The following is an 18,848-nucleotide window of genomic DNA, read 5'->3' on the forward strand; positions in this document are numbered from 1 at the left end:
ATTGTTTATGTTTGATTATACTTAACCAAAGCATTGTAAAATCGATAAAATCCCTTTTAATTTTATTTCACTACATTACCTTATATGAGCCCAAAAAAGTTGATGAAATCGGTAATCATTGCCACATTAGGACTGACTTATTCTCAATTTAGTATTGCTGCTACGAATGCGTTTGAGAATTGCATTGCCAATTTAAGAAGTCCAGCTATGAAATCGGATGTAGACTATGCGACTTACGAAAAGTATTTACTACCGATTAAGCCAGATAATTCATTAATTCAAAAACTAAATTACCAGCCTGAGTTTGTGACTCCAATATGGCGTTATATGGCCAATCTTGTGGATCAGGAACGCATTGATCAGGGGCGTGCTCTTATGAATAAACACTCCGATATTTTAAAGCGTGTTGAGGAGCAGATGGGCGTCGATCCTGCGACTGTAGTTGCTATATGGGGGGTTGAGAGTAATTTTGGGACGAATCTTGGAAAGTATGATTTAGTGCGCTCTTTAGGGACATTGGCATGTAAGGGGCGTAGGCAACCATATTTTAGGGGTGAATTATTTTCTGCTTTACGTATATTGCAGTCAGGAGATATATCTCGTGAGAAACTGAAAGGGTCATGGGCTGGGGCTTTTGGGCAGACTCAATTTATGCCATCGACATTTGAGAGAATTGCCGTTGATTTCGATAAAGATGGGCGTCGGGATTTAGTGGATAATGTGGCGGATGCATTGGGGTCTACAGCAAACTATATGGTCAAAAGTGGATGGCAAACAGGGAGACCGTGGGGGGTTGAGGTAGCATTGCCACCTAATATTAATTTGGATGTGTCGGGCAGAAAGCATAAAAGAACTGTTCAATATTGGATGAACAAGGGTATCAAAACTATAGATGGTCAGAGTTTGAGCTCAGTTGCACAACCAAACACGAAGGCGGCGTTGTTATTGCCAGCGGGGATTAAGGGACCAGCATTCATTACGTTTAAAAATTTCGATGCTATCTATAGCTATAATGCGGCGGAGAGCTATGCATTAGCAATTGCACATTTATCTGATCGATTGCGCGGTAAGGGGCCATTTGTGACACCTTGGCCAACGAAGGACGAGAGCTTATCTAGGGCTGAAACGCGTGAACTACAAAGCATTTTGCTCGCACGTGGGCATCAAATAGGAGAACCTGACGGCATTGCAGGATCTAAGACTCAGGATGCTATACGATTTGAGCAGCAAAGGTTGGCATTGCCAGCGACAGGAATTCCAGATAAATCTATTTTAAATACGCTACGAAAAGAAAAATTCTGATGGCGTCAAATTCTCTTGTAACTTTTACAGATGCTCAGCTTGCGTTTGGGCATCATGCTTTACTTGACCATGCCGATTTTTCTATCTCTGAAGGTGAGCGCATTGGACTTATCGGAAGGAACGGTGCAGGCAAATCCTCAATGCTAAAAATTATAAACGGACGAATTCATGCGGATGATGGGGAAATTTCATTCTTAAATGGCATTAGGATCGTGACCGTTGAGCAGGAGCCAAAATTAGATGAGAGTAAAACTATTCTCGAAAATTTATTATCTGATTATTTAGAGGTCGAGGACTGGGAGCGCAGTTCAAGGGCTGAGCAAATACTGGATGAACTTGGCTTAGATGGGGCTATGCAAGCGGTTGGGCTGTCAGGTGGTACGAATAAAAAGATTGCATTGGCAGCTGCTATATTAAAAAATCCGCAACTTTTGCTTTTAGATGAGCCTACTAATCATCTAGATTTTGAGAGCATTATTTGGCTTGAGGAAAAATTAAAAAAAGCGACGTTTGCACTGCTTGTGATTACGCATGATAGGCGGTTCTTGGATGAGGTTACCACAAGGATTGTTGAATTAGATCGCGGAAAGTTATATAGCTTTCCTGGTAATTTTTCTAAATGGCAGACTCAAAAGGAGGCTGCTTTAAAGGCCGAAGAAATTCAAAATGCGAAGTTCGATAAATTTCTCGCTCAAGAGGAAGTTTGGATTCGAAAGGGTATTGAGGCTCGAAGAACTAGGAATGAAGGACGTGTTCGAAGACTTGAAGCTTTGCGTCGGGAACGTTCCGAAAGACGAGATAGAGTGGGAAATGTTAACTTTCAACTCTCAAGCGGTGAAAGATCTGGGAAACTAGTGGCTGAATTGGATAATGTGAGTTTCAGCTATGGCTCGAAAGAGATCGTACGAGGGTTTTCAACAAAGATATTGCGTGGGGATCGCATTGGCATCATAGGTCCTAATGCGGCGGGTAAAACCACCCTCTTACGTTTAATCCTTGGCCAACTAACCCCTACATCTGGTTCTGTGAAATTAGGGACTAATCTTGAAGTTGCATATTTTGATCAGATGCGTAATCAACTTGATGAAGATGCTACTTTGGCGGATGTGATTAGTCCGGGTAGTGAATGGGTGGAGATTGGTGGTAATAAAAAGCATATTATGGGGTACTTAGGGGATTTTCTGTTTGATCCTGCACGTGCTCATTCTCCTGTTAGCAGCCTGTCAGGCGGTGAACGAGCTAGGCTATTGCTGGCTCGATTATTTGCACGCCCTGCAAATGTTCTAGTACTTGATGAACCCACAAATGATTTAGATATTGAAACTTTAGAATTATTAGAGGAGTTGCTGCAAACATATTCTGGAACGGTTTTACTTGTGAGTCACGATCGAGTGTTCTTGGATAATGTTATTACGCAAACCATTGCCTTTGATGGTGATGCAACATGGAATAATTATGTTGGGGGATATGAAGATTACATTAGGCAAAGACCCCAAAAAGAACCAAAAAATAATCCTGTAGAGGATGTAGTTCGAAAAGAAATTCCAAAAGAAACAAAGTCTAAAAATAAATCTAAACTCAGCACATATGAACTTAAAGAGCTACAAGAGCTTCCTGAGAGAATTTCTAAAGTTGAAGAAGAAATTGAAATTTTGACAGCTAAGCTTTCAGACCCAGAGATTTATACGGATGGGCCAGAGGCAGCGGCGGAGATTCACGGGAACATTGCCAATTTAGAAAAGGAGTTGGAGCTGCTTTTTGATAAGTGGCAAAAACTTGAAGCGAAGATATAAAAAAGCCCCGAAATCTTGCGAATCGGGGCTTTCTATTTGAGGGCTAGATTACCATTGGTATCCTACGCCTACTCCAGCACTAAATTTAGATTTGGATTTGGCCATAGAGCCTTTAAGTACCCATTTACCACTAGAGGAAATCGTAGAAATACCTACTGCTACAGCGGCTTTACCTTCGTGATTTCCACCAGCAATTGCAACCATGCTCTTACCAGGCACATATGCTTGCGGTAAGTTCGCCATTGCTACTGCAGTTGCCGTACTTTCACGCGTGTTTCTCCATTGATTAACCTCTGAGTTAGATACAATCTCTTGAACTTGACCTAGAGTTGTAGCTGAATTTGGGTCAGAACTAGGTTTTAAGCCAGTGATTGAGCCTTCACCTTTAAGATCTAAGCCGTTTTCATTGATTTCAACAACAGGTTTAGTAACAGTAGCACCATTTCCAGAACCAGTTGAATCGCCACTATCAGAGCCACTATCAGAACCGCCGTTAGAACCATTTGAGTCATTTTCAGCAGGAACGACTTTGCTGATTACGATACCTTCTGGCTTGATAATAGTTTCATGAGTTCCATTTACGAATTGAGCAGAGTTCAAGCCTTTAAGATCTTTCGATAGGCGAACTTTGATTTCGTTAGTTGGATTTTCATCCGTCGCAGGAACTGCAGCTACTGAAATATTATTCTCAGAAACATTATTGATATCAGCTCCACCCACAAGTTTTAACTCTGTATTGAGTTTGTTTTTAAGTTTAGTGTCACCGTTATCGCCTGAGAAAATCAAACCATCCTTCATTGTTGCAACTTCAACTTTTTCATTAGGATTGTTAGGGTCTGTATAAACAATGCGAGGTGTTTTTGGTTCGCCTTCCTTATCATCTAAAGTTGATGTAGTGCCTTTTGCATCCATAGAAAGGCTTGATGAACCAGTTCCATCTTTTCCATCTTTACCTTTTGTAACAGGAATATTATGGAATGTGATATCTTTACTTGTTAAAGTAAGACCTGGTTCGCCTGGTTTTCCGTCTTTTCCATCACGACCATCTTTGCCGTTAGGGCCATAGAGTTCTATAACACCTCCATTTTCTTCGTCACCTTTAACTACAACAGTTTCCTTATCGATTTTATTGATAACTTTGATTTCGCCGTTGACACCATTTTTACCTGGTTCTCCTGGTTGGCCATCAGCACCTGGAGTACCTGGATCACCTTTACCAACTACAATAGTATTGGTATTAACAGTAGTTGAATTAACAGTGTTTGTAGCGATTTCTTTACGCATAGCTACTCGAATAATGGTTTTGCCATTTTTTTCCTCAACTCGTGTCATGATATTTTCGCCTTGATCGAATTCATCATTCCACAATGTTTCGGTATCTGCACCTTCAGCTAAGTCTTTACCTTTAATTTCAACAATGGAATTAAGCTTAGTTGCAAGTGGGTTTTTGTCAGTTTCACCAGTATTCGCGCCAAATCTGAAACCGTCATTCATAGTTGCTACGAAGACTTTTTCATTGTTATTGTTTGGATCAGTATAAACAAGACGTGGAGTTACAGGTTTCCCTTCTTCGTTATCTAGTGTACCAGGAGTTTTATTATTTTCATCTGAGGTATCTGCTGTCATAGATAAACTAGAGTCACCTTTACCGTCTACCTCACCATTTGGATCAGATTTAGTACCAGGAATATTATTGAAGGTAATTCCATCGTTAGCTAAAGTTAGTCCAGATTCTACATCTTTTTCATTAGTTCCATCACGACCATCTTTGCCGTTAGGACCATAGATCTCTATAACACCTCCGTTATATTCATCACCTTTAACTACAACAGTTTCCTTGTCGATTTTATTGATAACTTTGATCTCGCCGTTTACACCATCAGCACCTGGAGTACCTGGGTCACCTTTACCTACTGTAATGCTTTGAGGGTTAAAATTCTTGCGAAGCTTGATTCTAAGTATAAGATCATTATTAAACTTCTCAAGTTTAGTTAGGATATTTTCACCATCATCAAAATCTTCTTCTTTTAACGTTTCACCGTCTTTAGCGTCTGCCCCTTTGATATGAACCACACTATTTGCTTTAGGGCTAGTAGCATCTTCACCTGTGTTTCCTTTAAATTTGAAAGCAACACCACCACCAGCAACAGTTACACCTGGGTTTGGATTGTCGCCAGGACCACTAGGATTATTTGGATTAAATGGGCTATCTGGATTATTAGGGTCGTCAGGATTATCTGGACCAGCTGTATTTCCGCCTGGATTGTCGTGACCAGGATTATCAGATGGGTCTACAACTGGAGGTGGATTTTCAGGTGTAGGTTCAGGTAATTCACCTCCGATAACACCATTTTCGTCGGGTTTATCGTCTCCAGTTGAGCCGTTGTGATTTTCATTACCTGTATAGTCAGGCTTGTCTATTGGATTATCAAGTTGTTTTTCGATTTCTGTAACGTTATCGTCAACATATTTTTTTAATGCATTTTCTACAGCCAATAATTGAGCAACGTTTACTGCGTCAGACCATTGTCGACCTGGGGCTACATTAATAATCTGTCTAGTAACTCCACTATATCTGTAAAGTCTTCCGTCTGGGCCTTTTCTAATAATGTCTCTTAGACCAACTGAGAAAGCACCCATTTTTCCGCGGATAGTCTGACGAACCATAGGTGAATTATAAAGATAGACCTTATTAGCTGGGTTAAAAGTTACAGATGCATCCTCGCCTAAATATTCACGATCAGCAACTGATTGGTAACCTAACACAACTGAACCTAGAGAGTGAATCTGATTTCTACCACCAATAACAACTCCTAAATGTGTATATATTTTTGGATCAAACCCGATAGCAATCACATGATGTGCAGTGTCAGGCCATTCAGGGTCCCAACCTACACCTGTAATAGGCTTTATAGGTGCCCAATTCCCATTTTTATCTATTGCACCACCACAAAGAAATGAAGAAATTTGGTCACCAGCTACACCTAAAGGTGCCCCACAACCATATACACGATACTGATCTGGGTGAATTAAGTCATATGCTTGAGCAGATGAAATATATCCAGTAAAACCAAATAGCGATCCTGTCGCTAATATAGTTCCTAAAATACCAGATAAAGTTTTAGAGCGTGTAGATTTGCCACCCCCACGCTTTTTGGAAAGCTCTGAGACTGCCACCCAAGCACCAGTTGTGGCATTAAATACAGATTTATATATCTTATTCATATGTATCCTAATCAAAATAATAAGCATTCCAGTTGCAAGAAAAACACAACTGAATCATGTTGAAGCTAAAATTTGTAAAAAATTTCAAAGTTCAAATTTTATAGACAAGAAAACAATAAATCTATAAAAATATATAAAATTTATGCCTTAGTTGTAATAATTAGAAATAAAACAAATAAATTTTATTTAAAAGTTGTATTGATAAATTATGTTTTTTGATTTATGTCAATGTTTATTCGAAAAATTAACGTAGTGAAAATCACACGTGCCTAAAATTCGAGTTCAAACATATCAACTCCGCCAAAAACTAAATTCAAAAAAGAAGGAAAATTTGGTGGCTCTTCCCCGATTCGAACGGGGGACCTGCGGATTATGATTCCGTCGCTCTAACCGACTGAGCTAAAGAGCCTTTATGAGGGATTTTGATCTGTTATGCAAAAAGCAAGTCACCAATTACATAAAGTAAAGAAAATTATTCTACATTGCCACCATAAAAAAAACAAGATTTTAGTCTGAAATTCGCAAAATAAAGTCTTCTCTGTCGCTTTCTACACTACGAAACACACTTAAGATCTTATTCACCTGATCCCAAGTCATCTCACTTGCACTGCCATCGAGATCACTCCAAACAATTTCAATTGGACCCTCGATATCCATAGTCAATATATCGTGTAAAGCATCTAAATTATTGGCCGCATAATCTGCCACATCAAATTCATAATAAATGCGATCATAAAATTCGCTTTTGCTTTTCACACCAGTCAAATCACAAATTTTTATTTGCATGCAGGCACCTCCACAAAAGTCTCGTAATGATCTAATGTTATGTATTTGCGTCCAGATTCACTATATAAAAATCTTTTTGCATTGCGACGCTCTCCATTGTAATCAAGGTCCGCTTCCTTCCATCGTCCGCGGGGTAGCCTCTTTTCGAAATTACGAAATTTATCGCCTCCTATGGATTTACCTTTTAAACCTTGGATTTCATTAAATGGCTTACCAGGAGTCCATCCCATCTCGCGTGCTTCTCTTTTTGTCACATAATAAGGTGGCAATGCTTCCTCTTTCTCAAGATTACGCACAATTTCAAGAACTTGATTAGAATTTAAATTGTTTTTAAGATTATCTTTAATCCATTTGGGAATCACTATTTCACAGGAGTTTTGATCCTGAAGATTCTGTATAGTGGCCTCAGCTTGTGATTTAGAAGGTTTTAAATAAGCCCATATACTAATGAGAAGAATTATTATTAATGTAAAATAAACGAAATGATTCTTTCTGATTTTGGGTAGTTGCATAAGGTTTTTAATGAAGAATTTATTTAAAGTACTAATCTTTGTTTTAATTTTAGTGGGTATTGCTTATCTTTTATTCAACTCGTTTAAAGATGTTTTATTACAGGATGATCCAGTTAATCCAGAAGCACCAGTAGTAGTAAGTCCCGAAAATACTCCCGCAACTAATCCTGAAATATTGAGTACCAAAGACGCTTTCGAAATCACTTCAAATGAAGCATCTCCTGTGGAGGAAAGCGGTTTTACATGCGATATGGCTGAACCAATTATTCATAATCTTTATTCTTTAAGGCTTGAGGATAAACCTATATCTGAAGCAATGACTTATATTTCAGAGAATCCTGATATCCCAACTGACTTTAAAGCTTTTGCTGAAGGCCTCTGGAATACTCCTAAAGACAAACTTGAACCAGAAGAAAAAGTCGTAGATAAATTTATTAAGTCTTGCTCTAAGCTTAATTAATTGTTCATTCCATATGCTTTATGGAATGACTCCACCATATTTTGAGCAGAAGCTTCTAAATGGAAGCTTTGAGCATTAGCTACAGGCCACGCGACTTCAAATAATCTCGTACTATATTTCCCTTCAATTAATTCATTCTCTACCAATTCGGGATATAGTGCAGAGAGCAATCTAATTTCAGTTGGAGATACGCGTCTAGCAATATGGTGTGCTCTAAGTTCGCTTGGATGGTGAAGGCCCGCTGCACCTAAAAGTTCTGCTAAAGCATGCAGTGTATTTTTGTGGTAGTTGTAGACTCTATAGGCCTTATCTTCCACAACAAGAGCTTTCGCTCTTAGTGGATCCTGAGTAGCAACACCTGTAGGGCATTTATCAGTGTGACAGGCTTGAGCCTGGATACATCCAACAGCAAACATAAATCCACGACCAGCATTACACCAATCTGCCCCAAGTGATAGTGCACGAGCAATATCAAACGCAGTAATTACTTTACCTGCAGCACCAATTTTGATGTGTTTTCTTAAACCTATACCAACTAATGTATTATGTACTAATCGTAGGCCTTCACGTAGAGGCGTACCGACATGGTCAGCAAATTCTATAGGAGCCGCACCAGTACCACCCTCAGCTCCATCCACCACTATAAAATCTGGGTAGATACCAGTTTCTAAAAAAGCCTTAGCTATGGAGAAAAACTCCCATGGGTGACCAATACAAATCTTAAACCCTACAGGTTTGCCCCCTGAAAGATCTCGCAATCTCTTGATGAATTTCATCATACCAATTGGATTGTCAAACTCTGGATGGAAGGCTGGAGAATTACAATCTTCACCTACAGGAACACCACGAGCTTCTGCAATTTCAGGAGTTACTTTAGCCCCTGGCAATATACCCCCATGCCCTGGTTTAGCCCCTTGTGAAACTTTTAGTTCAATCATCTTGACATTATGTTGAGTGGCCTTTTTAGCGAATTCCTCATCGTTAAAAGAACCATCCTCATTACGACAACCAAAGTAACCTGAGCCGATATTCCAAATTAAGTCTCCGCCTTGCATATGATATTTACTGATACCACCCTCACCCGTATCATGTGCAAATCCACCTTGTTTAGCCCCTCTATTCAAGGCAAGAATCGCATTTTTAGACAATGCCCCAAAGCTCATAGCCGAAATATTGAATACTGAAATCGAATATGGTTTAGTACACTGAGGACCGCCTACCGTAGTTCTAAAATCGTGATTCTCAATAGTAGTAGGATGCATAGAATGGTTAATCCATTCGTACTCTTGTTCATATACATCCTTAATTGTCCCAAAAGGCCGCTTATCGATTTGCTGTTTTGCACGTTGATAAACTACAGCCCTCTGATTTCTTGAAAATGGCAATATTTCATTATCCTGCTCAAGAAAATACTGCCTTATTTCTGGACGAATTGACTCAAGAATATAACGCATATTTCCTATAACTGGGTAGTTTCTAGTGACTGCATGCTTAGTCTGAGTAAGATCACGAATACCTATAGCAGTTAAGAAAATACAGGGAATAGCAAGCCACAACCAATTTGAGTCGAATATCATGGCTAACAATAAACCGATAATGCTACCGAAAATAACAAGTACGAAGACTGTGTACCGAGAATATAAAAATTTAGCCATGATTAGACCTAATTATTTAGGAATTGAACTTGAAATAATTTTGCTTAGAGATTGAGCGGTTTCTTGGTCAGGAACTAATAAAAAGAAGTTACTCTTTTGAACAAACCCATCTATAGAAACTAAATTTCCTTTAACGACCGTTACATATCCATAGTTTTGAGGAGTTTTTGACATGATGGCAATGCCTTCGGCTGTCAATCCTAGTCGCACATATGCATTACCCTTGTCGTCCACAATATTTTGGACCTGATTTATATAAGATCTATTGATAATTGGAAACTTAGAAACATAGATTCTAATTTTTTCATTAACTTTAAGTGATTGAAAGTTTTCAACTGGATCATTAGATCCATGATAAACCTCAACAATAGAGTCAATTTCAGAAGGATTAGCGGTGTCGCCCGGTTGATTCGGGCTCTGACACGCAGCTAATAGAATAGGTATAAAAAGAAGTAGTAGTTTTTTAAGTAGATTCATAAATTTTCCTGAAAGTAAAATTTAAGAAAATTTTATAACTTACTTGCCTTTCTTTCCATCACGTAAAGTTACAGCTAAGTCTCTTGCATCAACTAATGATGATACCGGGAATAGGATTACACCGTCTTCTAGCTTAGCTCCAGCATTATTTAAACGCGAGAAAAATTTATTATCTATACTGGCTAAAACTGTCCCACCTTTTGAGGATTGCAGCTCAGTTGCAAGTCTTAAAGCTGCATCTGGAGTTAAACGTAGACCTAGTGCAGGTTCATCATTAATAGTTTTAGCTGCAAGAGCATAAGAAACATCATCCAATCCAATCACTCTACCAGTAGTAAAGTAAGTTTTACCGTCAGCATTAAGCTGAGTATCTTGTTTTTCGTTAACCCAAACCAAGCGATTTTTTTTGTTTCTGACACGTTTTCTTACAGTGCCTTTCTTAGTTGATACAACGTACAAAGCCAGAGTTTTACCGTCTTTATATGGATTTACTCTTAGTGATCCTTTTGGACCGTTTGGACCTGTACCAGTAGATTCACAGGCCATTAAACCACAAGCAAGAGCGGCAGATAGAAAAATATGTGCGAGTTTCATAATTTAAAAAATTGAGGGGATGAAAAAATATAATCCGTCTAATATATATCACAGAAATGACACAAAAATTAAAAATTTGGTACTAATTGAAAATATTAATCAATCTATATTCACGATAATTTCCACTGCACGCATTTTCTTGTGTAAGTTGCTCTGAAATAGCTAACTGCCCTACGCGAATTTTCTTAGCTAAGAGACCCCCATACATCTCAGGACCGCTCATTGGCTTTTCATCGAACCAATAAAGTCTAGCTGAAAGATAATATTCCCCTTCAGGAACATTTGGAAATGCAAACTGCCCCAACTCATTAGAAACTGAAGTTCTAATCATATTCCTATATGATGGGCCAATATCCCCTGCCAATTCAAACCCGCCTAAACAAACATCCCTATACCATTGATTACTTGCATTTGATACAGGATTTAATGCAACTTCGACGTACTTTCCTGTACGCTCTGATGAATCATTTTGATTTCTAAGATATATTCTGCCTACTACTTGAGCTAGAGGCGAATTATTTGCTATGGCAATGCTCCCGCCATCTAACCCCTCTCTCGCTTTCAAGGCTGATGATGATTTTATAAGTTCATTCGGAAGCGGCTTAATCGGCTGCTTTATAAAGGGAGTCGAACAAGCAGCCAAAGCCGTGATAATAAATGCCCAGATGCTAAAAGATGAAAGTTTCTTAAATTTAAAATATCTAGATTTTTCCTTCACTAATAGCATCCTCCATTATTATTTTTTAACTCTAAATTCTGTGTGACATTTTTTACAAGCATCACCCATGCCCGCAAAAGCTTTTTTAAACTCATCAAGTTCTTCAGCTTCTTCTAGGTCATCTACTGATTTTAATAGAAGATCACGATATTCTTCGAATTTAGCAGTGTTTGACCAAAGTTCAGGTTTTGCGTTCCCGCCCTCAGTACCAGGACCGAATTTAGACCAAGGCAAGCGAGCAACAAAGTCTAGAATTTCAGCTTGTTTTTCAGCTGCATCTTCATCGAATTTTTCAGCTTTTAAAATACCGCCTAACATACCAAAATGAGTAGCCATAACAGTTTTAGCTGACTGACGATATTTAATTGCTTTTTCCGCAGCAGTTGGTTCTTTTTTCTCTTCTGCTTGAGCTACTACTGCAGAGATCATACAGGTAGCAATAAATAATGATTTTAGAAATTTCATAATATTCTCCTTAAAAAAATCCAAATCTAGTATAAGTTAAAGTTTGGACATTACAAGAATTTTAAACAATCTTTGCTAATTTAGCAGCAAGACCAGTATATTTCTCAGGTGTCAACTCTAAAAGCTCATTTTTAGCCGCTTCAGGTAAATCGAGTTCTGAAATAAAATTTCTTAATGCCTCTTTTGTAATACCCTGTCCACGAGTGAGTTTTTTTAGTTGCTCATATGGTTGTGGCAATGCATACCTACGCATCACTGTTTGCACAGGCTCAGCAAGAACCTCCCAACAATTTTCAATATCCTCTTTAATCCTGCCCTCGTTAACCTCAAGCTTATTTAGCCCTTTTATATGTGAATCCCAAGCAATCATGCAATATCCAAAGGCAACACCAAGGTTTCTTAGAACAGTAGAGTCGGTTAGGTCTCTCTGCCATCGCGATATAGGTAGCTTCTCAGATAAATGTCTAAGCACCGCATTAGCCAAACCAAGATTGCCTTCTGAATTTTCAAAATCAATCGGATTTACTTTATGAGGCATAGTCGATGAACCTACCTCGCCTTCTTTAAGCTTTTGTTTGAAATATCCTAAAGAGATATAGCCCCAAATATCACGATTAAAATCAATCAAAATTGTATTGAACCTAGCAACCGCATCAAATAAGGCTGCCATCCAGTCGTGTGGTTCAATTTGAATCGTATGTGTGTTTTGAATAAGACCTAATGACTCAATAATCTTTTTACTAAATTCAGGCCAATTAATTTCTGGATATGCCGAAACATGGGCATTATAGTTACCTGTAGCGCCATTTAATTTAGCAAGTGGCTCGACCGATTCAATGGCCATATAAGCCCTCTCCAATCTAATTAGGACATTTGAAAATTCTTTTCCTAGTGTCGTAGGGCTAGCAGTTTGTCCATGTGTACGTGAAAGCATGGGAATTTCTGCAAATTGAAGAGCATAGTTTTTTACTAAATTAATAATCTCTTTCGCTTTTGGCAATAACACCGTTGCCCTCACTCTTTTAAGCATCAAAGCGTGAGATGTATTATTTATATCTTCAGATGTGCATGCAAAATGAATAAATTCTGAGGCTTTTGATAATTCTTCATTTGAAGCTATTTTCTCTTTAAGAAAATATTCAACCGCCTTAACGTCGTGGTTGGTAGTTTTTTCAATCTCTTTAATGCGATCAGCATCGACCAAAGAAAAATCAGAAACTATTTTAAGTAGCTCTTTTTTAGAATCGTCGGAAAATGGCTTAATTTCATCTAATCCAGCCTCTGACAATGCAATCAGCCAGTTTATCTCTACTTCAACTCTATGAGCCATAAACCCAGCTTCCGATAAATAGGTCCTTAGATCGGTACTCTTAGATGCATATCTACCATCTATAGGAGATAAAGCAGTTAATACAAAATCTTGCATTGAAGTTTGATCATCTAATTTCATAATTGACCTTTTTAATTTGAGTCGCGTGAAACTTCTATTATTCCACCTCCTAGGCAAATTTCACCGTCATAAATCACGGCTGATTGCCCAGGCGTAACGGCCCATTGATTCTCACGAAAATGTAATTTAAATTCCTGTCCCTCAGAATGAACTAATTCACACTCTGCATCTGACTGACGATAACGTGTTTTAGCGGCATAAGCACCTAAATTTGGACTCTCTCCTGAAACCCATGAGGCATCAAGTGCCACCAATTCATTTGATAAAAGCCATGGATGGTCATGACCATTAACGACATAAAGAGTATTGGATTTCATATCTTTGCGAGCCACATACCAAGCATCAGAAACTCCATCAGATGACATATGCGATTTAACCCCTCCTATTCCAATACCCTTTCGCTGACCAATAGTGTAGAAGGAAAGACCTACATGCTCCCCAATTTGCTCACCCGAATCAGTCAGTATAGGGCCAGGTTTTGAAGGTAAATATCGATTTAAAAATTCCCTAAATGGGCGCTCTCCAATAAAACAAATTCCTGTTGAATCTTTTTTTGCGGCATTAGATAAACCTAATTTAGCGGCAATCTCACGCACTTGAGTTTTATGAAGTTCCCCCAATGGAAACATAACTTTAGAGAGTTGCTCTTGATTGAGTCGATGCAAAAAATAGCTCTGATCTTTTTGCGGATCAAGACCCTTAAGAAGCTGATAGGACTTGCCCTTAGGGCCATCCACAGCCCTAACCCTAGCATAATGCCCTGTGGCAATGTACTCCGCCCCTGTACTCATCGCATGGTCTAAAAATGCTTTAAATTTTATTTCTGCATTACATAAAACATCAGGATTCGGTGTACGGCCTGCAGAGTATTCTCGAAGGAAATCTGAAAAAACTCTATCTTTGTATTCTGCCGCAAAATTTACGGCATCCACTTCAATCCCTAGAGTATCTGCGACACTAACAACATCAATCCAGTCTTGGCGAGAAGAACAAAATTCGGAATCATCATCGTCCTCCCAATTCTTCATAAAGATGCCCAGTACTTCGTACCCTTGCTCTTTTAGAATATGAGCGGTAACTGATGAATCTACTCCTCCAGACAAACCAACAACAACTTTAGGTTTAGACATATTATCTGCCTTGATGGGTACCACCTACAGTTATACCGTCAACTCTTATAGTAGGCATACCTACACCGACAGGCACACTTTGTCCATCTTTTCCGCAAGTCCCGACACCACTATCAAGAGACATATTATCCCCAATCATACTAACCTTATTCATAGTATCTAGACCACTACCTATCAATGTAGCACCAACTATTGGAGAGGTGATTTTTCCATCTTCGATTAAATATGCTTCTGAAGCACTAAAGACAAATTTTCCGCTTGTTATATCAACCTGACCACCTGAGAAATTTGCCGCATAAATTCCTTTTTTAACTGATTCGATAATCTCTTCGTGTTTATGCTCTCCGCCTAACATATAAGTATTAGTCATACGTGGCATAGGAAGATGTGCATATGATTCGCGACGTGCATTTCCAGTTAAAGGCATGTTCATTAAATTTGCGTTTAAAGTGTCCTGTAGATATCCGCATAAAATTCCGTCTTCTATAAGGACATTTCTTTGAGTTGGATTTCCTTCATCATCAATATTTAAAGAGCCGCGACGATCTTTAATTGTTCCATCATCTATAACGGTCACACCTTTGGAAGCCACTCTTTCACCAATACGTCCAGAAAATACACTAGTTCCTTTGCGATTAAAATCGCCCTCAAGACCGTGTCCTACAGCCTCATGAAGAAGAATACCAGGCCAGCCAGAACCTAGAACAACAGTCATTTCTCCTGCAGGTGCTGGCTTAGCTTCTAAATTAATTAGAGCTTCATCTACGGCTTTTTTAACGTATTCTTTTATTAGCTCATCCGTAAAATAATTAAGTCCAAATCTTCCGCCGCCTCCAGCATTTCCCCTTTCACGACGACCATTTCTCTCAGCAATTACGGTTAGTGAAAGTCTAACAAGAGGCCTAATATCAGCCTCCAAACGACCACCACTACTTACAACTAAAACAACTTCATATTCAGCCCCGAGACCAGCCATAACTTGCTTAATCTCAGGACTCATAGCTCTCGCATATTTTTCGACCTTATGAAGAATCTCTAGCTTCTCTTCTGAAGTCATAGTATTGATAGGGTCAATAGGTGCGTAAAGGCTTTCGCTTTTAACTAAACCTTTTGGAGATGTGTATACCTTAGCCTCCCCTTGGGTGGCAATGCTTTTGACGGTCTCCGCATTCTTTAAAAGAATCGATGAAGATAATTCATCCGAATAGGAAAATGCGGTTTTCTCTCCAGCCACAGCTCTAACACCAACACCTTGAGAAATAGAAAAACCACCAGTTTTCACAATTCCCTCTTCTAAACTCCAGTTCTCTGAACTGTTGTACTGAAAGTAGAGATCCGCATAGTTTGTTTTATGGCTGTGAATTACACCCAATGCTTTTGCTATATATTCAAGGGTGATTCCATTGTCGTCTAGGAGAATTTTTTTTGCGTGTACGATTGGAGATTCGCTAGAGGAAATAGAGGTCATAAGTTATAAAATTGAACTTTATTTTTTTTAAATACATCATTATAGTTCAAACATGCTCGGGACTATAATACATAATCTGATTTTTACCCTATAAGGTACTATTAATGAATTCTCAAAAAACAGTTTATAGAGAAGATTACCTTCCTTACCCTTATTCAATACAGAACGTTAGTTTATATTTCAAATTAGACCCTAAATGCACCACTGTTACTAATACGATGCAGGTAAAACTTAAAGATGAGAACGACTCAATTGTTCCGCTAGTTTTAAATGGTGCTGATTTAGACATTAAGTCATTAAAAATTAATCATGTAGAGTTTAATGACTATAAATATGAACATGAACTTTTAACTCTAATTCCTCCAGCAAAAGAGTTCACTATTGAGATAGTTAACTCTTGTAACCCAAAGGATAACAGTGCATTAATGGGTTTATATATTTCAGGAGAAAGTTTTTTTACTCAATGCGAGGCAGAAGGATTTAGAAGAATAACCTTTTATCCAGACCGTCCCGATGTTATGTCTGAGTTTAGAGTCACTATTGATGCATCTAAAGAGAAATACCCACATATCCTCTCTAATGGTAATTTAATTGAGTCAATAGATTTAGAAGATGGAATGCATAGAGCTATATGGCATGACCCATTCCTAAAACCTTGCTATTTATTTGCTTTAGTAGGTGGTCAGTTTGATTTACTTGAAGATCATATAGAAACTAAATCAGGTAGAAAAGTACTACTTCAAATCTATAGTGACCCTGGAAGCAAAAGCCAAACTAAATGGGCTATGGAGAGTTTAAAAAATGCAATCAAGTGGGACGAAGAAAGATTTGGACTTGAACTTGATTTAGAGCGTTTTATGATTGTCGCAGCTCGCGACTTCAATATGGGTGCTATGGAAAACAAAGGGCTTAACATTTTTAATGCAATGTATGTATTAGCCTCACCTGAGACAGCTACCGACGCAAATTATCAAGGCATTGAAGGTGTTGTTGGACATGAGTATTTTCATAACTGGACTGGTAACCGCGTCACATGTAGAGACTGGTTTCAATTAAGTCTTAAAGAAGGACTAACAGTATTTAGAGATCAAGAATTCTCTGCAGATATGATGGCTAAAGGACTTGAATTTGAAGAAGCTGAAAGTGCTCGAGCAGTAAATAGAATTCAAGATGTAATTAATTTACGTGCCATTCAATTTGCTGAAGATGAAGGGCCAATGGCACACCCAATTCGACCACACTCTTATCAAGAGATAGCAAATTTTTACACATCAACTGTATATGAAAAAGGTGCAGAAGTAATACGCATGCAGCATACTCTTTTAGGTGAAGAGGATTTTCAGTCTGGTATGCGTGAGTATTTCAGACGTCATGATGGGCAGGCCGTAACATGCGATGATTTTGTAAATGCTATGGAATCAATTTATAGCCTTAAAAATCCAGGACGCAATCTTAATATTTTTAGAAGATGGTATTCACAAGCGGGCACACCGACAGTAGACGTGAGCATTGCCTACTCGCCAGAGACTAAAGTGGTTCAAGTTACCCTTTCTCAATCATGCCCAAATGTTGGGGTTGAAAAAATCAAAGCGGACTACAAAAAAGAACCATTCCACATACCATTTAAGATCGGATTTATAAATGAGTATGGGGCCGCTATTAAAGCTGAACCAATTAGCAACGACTATAATTCTGCGATTACGGAATATGAACCAAATAGTTTTATTCTCGACTTGCATCAAGAAACTCAAACCTGGTCATTTGCAAATGTGAGCTCTAAACCAATTCCATCTTTATTAAGGGATTTTTCAGCTCCTGTTAAAGTGAAATATTCTTATACTAAAGATGAGCTAATTACTCTAGCAACTAAGGATACAAATCCATTTGTTCGTTGGGAATCCGCTCAAACGCTAGCGATAAATGAAATACTTGCAATTACTATATCTCCTGAAAAAATAGTGGATGCTGATGTTATTCGTGTGTGGCAGTTAAATATATCTGATACGAATATTAGTGATGCATATAAGGCATTGCTATTGCAGGTGCCTGGATTGAAGTTGCTCTCTCAAATGCAATCACCTATAAATCCACAAAATCTTGTTAGAGCTTCGAAAAAATTCTCACGTGAACTTGCAACTAGATTAGAAGGCTTATTTTTTGCTTTGTACTCTAAATTAAACGAAAATCTGACATACGTTTTAGATGCAAAAAATTATGGAGTTCGTGCACTTAAAAATACATGTCTAAATTTTCTGCTTAATCAAGAGTCAGATAAACATTTGAATTTAGCTAATGATCAGTATTTAAATGCGAATAATATGACCGACAGATATGCGGCCTTATCAAGCCTTGTTAAATACCACCCTGACCATGAATTGACTAAAACTTTCTTAAATCACTTCTACCATCAATTTGAAAATGATCAATTAGTTATCGATAAATGGTTTGCACTTCAAGCTATGTATGCAAGTAATATGGATGCTATAAATGCTCTTATTGCCCACCCGCAATTTAATTTATCGAACCCTAATCGTGCACGATCTTTAATTTTCCAATTTAGTATGAATAATATGGAGTTGTTCCATAGTAAAGATGGATTAGGATACGAATTTTTCACCAAATATTTACTTGAAATCGATTCGAAAAATCCTGAAGTTGCAGCTCGGTATGCACGTATTATGGATAATTGGTCTAAATATGATGAGCCTTACCGTGGACTTATGAAAGCACAATTAGATAAAATTTCCGCACAGGATAAACTATCTCCTAATGTGATAGAAATCATTTCAAAAGCATCATCGATTGAGTAAAAC

15 protein-coding genes and 1 tRNA gene are annotated in these 18,848 nt (G+C 38.2%); 4 read left to right on the forward strand and 12 right to left on the reverse strand.

The genetic code is table 11. The features are described 5' to 3' along the window. Positions 1–102: 102 nt before the first annotated feature. Both T432_RS0101745 and T432_RS0101750 read left to right on the forward strand, forming a co-directional pair. Positions 103–1,302 carry a lytic murein transglycosylase gene (locus tag T432_RS0101745; protein ID WP_248646255.1) on the forward strand — a complete coding sequence of 400 codons (1,200 nt, stop codon included), beginning with the start codon at positions 103–105 and terminating at the stop codon, positions 1,300–1,302. Continuing rightward, positions 1,302–3,095, forward strand: a complete 1,794-nt coding sequence (locus tag T432_RS0101750) for an ATP-binding cassette domain-containing protein (protein WP_028883932.1) — start codon at positions 1,302–1,304, stop codon at positions 3,093–3,095. Before T432_RS0101745 ends, T432_RS0101750 begins: the two co-directional genes overlap by 1 nt. Positions 3,096–3,143: 48 nt before the next feature. On the opposite strand, the gene T432_RS08730 is transcribed toward T432_RS0101750, so the two are convergent. The 4 genes from T432_RS08730 to T432_RS0101770 all read right to left on the reverse strand — a co-directional run bounded on the left by T432_RS08730 (position 3,144) and on the right by T432_RS0101770 (position 7,618). Beyond that, positions 3,144–6,320 (reverse strand): YadA-like family protein, encoded by a 3,177-nt coding sequence (locus T432_RS08730; protein ID WP_044971008.1) that lies wholly within the window; start codon positions 6,318–6,320, stop codon positions 3,144–3,146. Positions 6,321–6,652: 332 nt separating this feature from the next. Continuing rightward, a tRNA-Met gene (locus T432_RS0101760) sits at positions 6,653–6,729 on the reverse strand. Between the two features lie 98 nt (positions 6,730–6,827). Next, positions 6,828–7,106: a barstar family protein gene (locus T432_RS0101765; RefSeq protein ID WP_028883933.1), complete on the reverse strand. Its 279-nt coding sequence runs from the start codon at positions 7,104–7,106 to the stop codon at positions 6,828–6,830. Continuing rightward, the gene (locus T432_RS0101770) at positions 7,097–7,618 is read right to left on the reverse strand and encodes a ribonuclease domain-containing protein (RefSeq protein WP_028883934.1); all 522 of its coding nucleotides are present in this window, start codon (positions 7,616–7,618) and stop codon (positions 7,097–7,099) included. The genes T432_RS0101765 and T432_RS0101770 overlap by 10 nt, the downstream gene beginning before the upstream one ends. Positions 7,619–7,628: 10 nt before the next feature. On the opposite strand from T432_RS0101770, the gene T432_RS0101775 reads away from it, so the two are divergent. Continuing rightward, positions 7,629–8,078 carry a hypothetical protein gene (locus tag T432_RS0101775; RefSeq protein ID WP_028883935.1) on the forward strand — a complete coding sequence of 150 codons (450 nt, stop codon included), beginning with the start codon at positions 7,629–7,631 and terminating at the stop codon, positions 8,076–8,078. Here the strand turns inward: T432_RS0101775 and T432_RS0101780 are convergent. The 8 genes from T432_RS0101780 to tldD all read right to left on the reverse strand — a co-directional run bounded on the left by T432_RS0101780 (position 8,075) and on the right by tldD (position 16,035). After that, positions 8,075–9,733, reverse strand: a complete 1,659-nt coding sequence (locus tag T432_RS0101780; protein ID WP_028883936.1) for an FMN-binding glutamate synthase family protein — start codon at positions 9,731–9,733, stop codon at positions 8,075–8,077. The genes T432_RS0101775 and T432_RS0101780 overlap by 4 nt on opposite strands. Positions 9,734–9,745: 12 nt before the next feature. Continuing rightward, positions 9,746–10,210: a hypothetical protein gene (locus T432_RS0101785; protein WP_028883937.1), complete on the reverse strand. Its 465-nt coding sequence runs from the start codon at positions 10,208–10,210 to the stop codon at positions 9,746–9,748. A 39-nt stretch (positions 10,211–10,249) separates the two neighbouring features. Next, positions 10,250–10,804 (reverse strand): hypothetical protein, encoded by a 555-nt coding sequence (locus tag T432_RS0101790; RefSeq protein ID WP_028883938.1) that lies wholly within the window; start codon positions 10,802–10,804, stop codon positions 10,250–10,252. An 82-nt stretch (positions 10,805–10,886) separates the two neighbouring features. Continuing rightward, positions 10,887–11,531, reverse strand: a complete 645-nt coding sequence (locus T432_RS0101795) for a carboxypeptidase regulatory-like domain-containing protein (protein ID WP_028883939.1) — start codon at positions 11,529–11,531, stop codon at positions 10,887–10,889. Between the two features lie 9 nt (positions 11,532–11,540). Continuing rightward, the gene (locus tag T432_RS0101800; RefSeq protein ID WP_028883940.1) at positions 11,541–11,987 is read right to left on the reverse strand and encodes a c-type cytochrome; all 447 of its coding nucleotides are present in this window, start codon (positions 11,985–11,987) and stop codon (positions 11,541–11,543) included. A 61-nt stretch (positions 11,988–12,048) separates the two neighbouring features. Continuing rightward, positions 12,049–13,437: an adenylosuccinate lyase gene (purB, locus tag T432_RS0101805; RefSeq protein WP_028883941.1), complete on the reverse strand. Its 1,389-nt coding sequence runs from the start codon at positions 13,435–13,437 to the stop codon at positions 12,049–12,051. 11 nt (positions 13,438–13,448) lie between these two features. After that, a complete protein-coding gene (gene mnmA / locus T432_RS0101810; protein ID WP_044971011.1) occupies positions 13,449–14,567 on the reverse strand; it encodes a tRNA 2-thiouridine(34) synthase MnmA in 1,119 nt (372 codons plus the stop codon). 1 nt (position 14,568) lies between these two features. After that, positions 14,569–16,035 carry a metalloprotease TldD gene (tldD, locus tag T432_RS0101815; RefSeq protein ID WP_028883943.1) on the reverse strand — a complete coding sequence of 489 codons (1,467 nt, stop codon included), beginning with the start codon at positions 16,033–16,035 and terminating at the stop codon, positions 14,569–14,571. A 104-nt stretch (positions 16,036–16,139) separates the two neighbouring features. On the opposite strand from tldD, the gene pepN reads away from it, so the two are divergent. Then, positions 16,140–18,845 (forward strand): aminopeptidase N, encoded by a 2,706-nt coding sequence (gene pepN / locus T432_RS0101820; RefSeq protein ID WP_028883944.1) that lies wholly within the window; start codon positions 16,140–16,142, stop codon positions 18,843–18,845. Positions 18,846–18,848 lie beyond the last annotated feature (3 nt).

The sequence above is a fragment of the Taylorella asinigenitalis ATCC 700933 genome (genome assembly GCF_000687755.1).
GTDB lineage: Bacteria > Pseudomonadota > Gammaproteobacteria > Burkholderiales > Burkholderiaceae_B > Taylorella > Taylorella asinigenitalis.

What these genes read in the sequence shown, in the direction of transcription:
- mnmA (WP_044971011.1), bottom strand. Translation starts at nt 14,567, where the DNA reads ATGTCTAAACCTAAAGTTGTTGTTGGTTTGTCTGGAGGAGTAGATTCA.
- T432_RS0101790 (WP_028883938.1), bottom strand. Translation starts at nt 10,804, where the DNA reads ATGAAACTCGCACATATTTTTCTATCTGCCGCTCTTGCTTGTGGTTTA.
- T432_RS0101750 (WP_028883932.1), top strand. Translation starts at nt 1,302, where the DNA reads ATGGCGTCAAATTCTCTTGTAACTTTTACAGATGCTCAGCTTGCGTTT.
- T432_RS0101785 (WP_028883937.1), bottom strand. Translation starts at nt 10,210, where the DNA reads ATGAATCTACTTAAAAAACTACTACTTCTTTTTATACCTATTCTATTA.
- purB (WP_028883941.1), bottom strand. Translation starts at nt 13,437, where the DNA reads ATGAAATTAGATGATCAAACTTCAATGCAAGATTTTGTATTAACTGCT.
- T432_RS0101795 (WP_028883939.1), bottom strand. Translation starts at nt 11,531, where the DNA reads ATGCTATTAGTGAAGGAAAAATCTAGATATTTTAAATTTAAGAAACTT.
- T432_RS0101780 (WP_028883936.1), bottom strand. Translation starts at nt 9,733, where the DNA reads ATGGCTAAATTTTTATATTCTCGGTACACAGTCTTCGTACTTGTTATT.
- T432_RS0101775 (WP_028883935.1), top strand. Translation starts at nt 7,629, where the DNA reads ATGAAGAATTTATTTAAAGTACTAATCTTTGTTTTAATTTTAGTGGGT.
- pepN (WP_028883944.1), top strand. Translation starts at nt 16,140, where the DNA reads ATGAATTCTCAAAAAACAGTTTATAGAGAAGATTACCTTCCTTACCCT.
- T432_RS0101745 (WP_248646255.1), top strand. Translation starts at nt 103, where the DNA reads ATGAAATCGGTAATCATTGCCACATTAGGACTGACTTATTCTCAATTT.
- T432_RS08730 (WP_044971008.1), bottom strand. Translation starts at nt 6,320, where the DNA reads ATGAATAAGATATATAAATCTGTATTTAATGCCACAACTGGTGCTTGG.
- T432_RS0101800 (WP_028883940.1), bottom strand. Translation starts at nt 11,987, where the DNA reads ATGAAATTTCTAAAATCATTATTTATTGCTACCTGTATGATCTCTGCA.
- T432_RS0101765 (WP_028883933.1), bottom strand. Translation starts at nt 7,106, where the DNA reads ATGCAAATAAAAATTTGTGATTTGACTGGTGTGAAAAGCAAAAGCGAA.
- tldD (WP_028883943.1), bottom strand. Translation starts at nt 16,035, where the DNA reads ATGACCTCTATTTCCTCTAGCGAATCTCCAATCGTACACGCAAAAAAA.
- T432_RS0101770 (WP_028883934.1), bottom strand. Translation starts at nt 7,618, where the DNA reads ATGCAACTACCCAAAATCAGAAAGAATCATTTCGTTTATTTTACATTA.